This window comes from Kocuria sp. CNJ-770 (assembly GCF_001942375.1).
Classification (GTDB): domain Bacteria; phylum Actinomycetota; class Actinomycetes; order Actinomycetales; family Micrococcaceae; genus Kocuria; species Kocuria oceani.
In genome coordinates, this window is record NZ_MKJW01000029.1 from 1 (window position 1) to 3768 (window position 3768).

Sequence of the window (3768 nt, forward strand, 5' to 3'; positions counted from 1 at the left end):
GGGGTCATGACCGTCGTGGCCGCCATCGGCTTGCCCTCGGTGATGCTCGCTCAGGGCTGGAGCTACTGGGTGTTCCGTCGGCGCCTGACCACCGGCCATCTGCCCGCCCCCCACCCCGTCCTTCCCGCCGTTGCCCCGAAACTCGCCGCGGGTACCCGACGTGAGGGTGTGCCGGGGACGGGCGCGGACGGGAACAGGCAGGCATGAAACGTCCCCCGCTGGGCCCCGGCGGTGCTGCCACAGTTTTCACCCTCGGCCTCCTCGGAGCGCTCAAAGCCCTGGCTCTGATCGGCGTGGCCGAAGCCCTGGCCCGCGGCATCGTCGGGGTCATCGCTCATGACACGGCGGCCTGGCACCGGGCTCTGCTGGTCGGGGTCGGTGCTGGGCTGCTGCGTGCCGGAACCATCTGGGCCACCCAGGTCGTCGCCGTCCGCGCCGCCGGGCGGGCGAAGCGGGGGCTGCGCCGAGAACTCGCCACCCGCCTCCTGGCCGGGGGCGGCCACGACGTCGGCGCCACGACCACCGTGGGCACCCTCGGCCTCGACGCCCTCGACGACTACTACGCGCGCGTGCTGCCCTCGGTCACCGCCGCCGCCACCGTGCCCCTACTGGTGGGGGCGAGAATTCTGGCGGCCGACTGGGTCAGCGCCCTCATCATCGTGCTCACCGTGCCCCTGATCCCGGTGTTCATGGCACTGATCGGGCTGCACTCCCAGGACAAGGCCCAGGAGTCCTCCGCCGCCCTTCAACGACTCTCCCATCACCTGGTCGAACTCGCCCGTGGACTGCCCGTCCTGGTGGGTCTGGGGCGGATCGAGGAGCAGGCTGCGGCGCTGCGCGATGTTTCCGAGCAGCACCGGCACACAACCATGGTGACCCTGCGCACCGCGTTCCTCTCCGCGCTCGTGCTCGAGCTGATCGCCACGCTCTCCGTCGCCGTCGTGGCGGTGTTCGTCGGCGTGCGCCTCGTCTACGGTGACCTCGACCTCCTGGTGGGACTCGTGGCCCTCATCCTCGCCCCGGAATGCTTCGCTCCCTTCCGCGACCTCGGCGCCGCCTTCCACGCCTCCCAGGACGGCATCGCGGCCCTGCACCGCTCCCGTGAGCTCGTCACCGAGCCCCCGGCCCCCGACATCCGCAGGCCGACGCCACCGGACTCGAGCCCCGCAACGATCAACTCCCAGCCGGACACGCCAGCGGACCAGGCACCCATGGTGCGGATCAGTGGGGTGGTCGTGCGCTACCCAGGACGGCTCTTCCCAGCAGTATCCGGTCTTGGCGCCGAGATCCCTTACGGAACGATCGCCAGCGTCGAAGGCCCCAGCGGCAGCGGCAAATCCACCCTGCTCGGGGTCCTCGCCGGAACCATCGAAGCCCAAGACGGAACCATCCACGGGATCGACCCGGCTGCAGTGGCCTGGGTGCCTCAGCACATTCACACCGTCGGTGAGACCGTCCTCGACGAGATCCAGCTCTACGCCCACGACACCGCTTCCGCCCACCACACCCTCGCCCGAGTCGGACTGACCGAGCTGGCCGAGGCGGACCCGAACCAACTCAGCCCCGGGGAACTGCGCCGCCTGGGCCTGGCTCGGGGCCTGGCCCGCATCACCGCCGGGGCCCGGCTGCTGCTCCTCGACGAGCCCACCGCCCACCTCGATCCCACCAACGCGCACCGGGTCGAAACCCTCATCGACGCCCTGCGCGGCACCACCACCGTGATCCTGGCCTCCCACGAAACCGAGATCACCGCCCTCGCCGACCAGAAAGTGCTCCTGGGGCAGCCCGCCAGCCCCCGCGGGGAGGGGGCGCATCGCCGACCAGGAACCACCGCCCCGGAGGAGCAGTCGGTGCCTGATCGCCAAGCTGAGGCGTCCCACCCTTCACTCGCCGAGACCTCCGGTGGTGCGTTGGGCGAGCTCGCGGCGTTCCTCGCCTCCACTCGCTGGCGCATGCTGGGGGCCGCGGCCCTGGGTACGGCCTCGGCCCTGTTCGCCGCCGCCCTCACCACGCTGTCGGGCTGGCTGATCGTGCGCGCCAGCGAGCAACCGGGAATCATGTACCTGATGGTCGCCATCGTCGGCGTCCGCTTCTTCGGCATCGGCCGTGCCTGCTGCGCTACGCCGAGCGACTGGCCACCCACGACGCCGTCCTGTCCGCCACCACCGAGCTCAGGTCCCGGATCTGGGCCGGGCTTGCTACCCGTGGTCTGGCCTCCCGGGCCCTGGCCACCGGCGGGGCCGCACTGGAGCACCTGGTCGAGGCCGCAGACCGGGTCCGTGACCTGGCCCCGCGGGTCCTGCTGCCACCGATGGCCGGGGCCGGCACCGCCCTGGGGGCTGTCGTCGCCGTCTTGGCCCTGTGCCCCATCGCGGTGCCCACGCTCCTGGTCGCCGTCCTCGGCGGGCTGCTCGCCGGGCCCGTCGCGGCGCTGCTGGCCGACCGCTCCGCGGCCCGCCATCTCACCGTGGTGCGCTCCAGGGTGATCCGCCGCTTCGCCGCGATGGTCTCCGCCTCCGGTGAGCTGCGCGCCAACGGTCGAGCCAAGGACATGCTCGCCCGGCTGGATGACCTCGAGCAGCGCGCGGACACCGCGGCCCGCTCCAGTGCCTGGGCGCGGGGCCTGGGCGAGGCCGTCGTGGTGCTGGCCTGTTCCCTCTCCTCCGTGCTGATGCTGGCAACCACCGCCGAAGCCCTGGCGGCAGGCACGATTTCCGCACCGGTCGTCGCCGCGCTCGTGCTGCTGCCCCTGGGTCTGATCGATCCGCTGCTGGGCGCGGTCGATGCGGTACAGCAGTGGCCTGCGCTGGCCCAGTCGCTGCGCAAGGTCCATGCCGTCACTCCCACAACCACCCGCCATGAGCGGCCTCAGCCCCCCACCGGGGCGGTTCCGACTCAAGTCCAAGAACTGACGCTGGCCGACCTGGCCGTCACCTGGCCGCAGGCGCCGGCCCCGGCATTCCGCCACCTCCAGGCCACCGTGCGCCGCGGCCAGTGGCTCGTCGTTGAAGGTCCCTCCGGCTCAGGCAAGTCCACCCTGCTGGCGACCCTCCTCGGCCACTTGCCCGCCGCGGAGGGCTCATGGCAGGTCAACGGCTCCGACAGCACCACCTTCAACGCCCGGCAGCTGCGGCGACGCTTCGCCTGGTGCCCCCAGGAGGCGCACCTGTTCGACTCCACCATCCGCGGCAACCTCCTGCTCGCCCGGGGGAAAGACGATCGGCCCACCGATGAGGACCTGCGCGAGGTCCTCACCCGCGTGGGCCTGGACTCCTTCATGGACGGATTGCCCCAGGGCCTGGACACACCAGTCGGGCCCAGCGGAGGGAGTCTCTCGGGAGGCCAACGACAACGCATCGCCGTCGCCAGGGCGCTGCTCACCCGTGCCGACGTCCTGCTTCTCGACGAACCCACCGCTCACCTCGAGGCACCCGCTGCCCACGCGCTGATCTCCGACCTGCGCTCAGCACTGTCTGACCGCGTCGTCGTGCTCGTGACCCACCACGCCGAACAACGTACTGGAGCAGACGTCCACCTCCGCCTACCAGGGGTGCACCCGCACTCCGCACCGCAGCCCAGTGACCATGCGCAGGCCAGAAACGGCGACCGGTCACTGACGCGTGTTCCCTGACCGGTCCCGCCAACGCGACCGATCTCAGGCGCTCCAGATGGGATACACCCCTTCCGGGGACTCTCCTCAACCCGTCCTCAGCCCCCGACGCCCGGCCGGCCTGCGCTGGCGCGGGTGGATCCACAAGGCTCCGAGGG

1 protein-coding gene and 2 pseudogenes are annotated in these 3768 nt (G+C 71.6%); all 3 read left to right on the plus strand.

What is annotated here, in order from left to right:
- Nucleotides 1-207: pseudogene (locus BJF77_RS20945) on the plus strand (cytochrome d ubiquinol oxidase subunit II); the annotation flags it as partial.
- Nucleotides 204-1715 (plus strand): annotated as a pseudogene (locus BJF77_RS21255) (ABC transporter ATP-binding protein/permease); the annotation flags it as partial. The pseudogenes BJF77_RS20945 and BJF77_RS21255, both read left to right, overlap by 4 nt.
- Nucleotides 1716-2152: 437 nt before the next feature.
- Nucleotides 2153-3631: a thiol reductant ABC exporter subunit CydC gene (cydC, locus tag BJF77_RS21260; RefSeq protein WP_255396080.1), complete on the plus strand. Its 1479-nt coding sequence runs from the start codon at nt 2153-2155 to the stop codon at nt 3629-3631.
- The last annotated feature ends 137 nt before the right edge of the window (nt 3632-3768 follow it).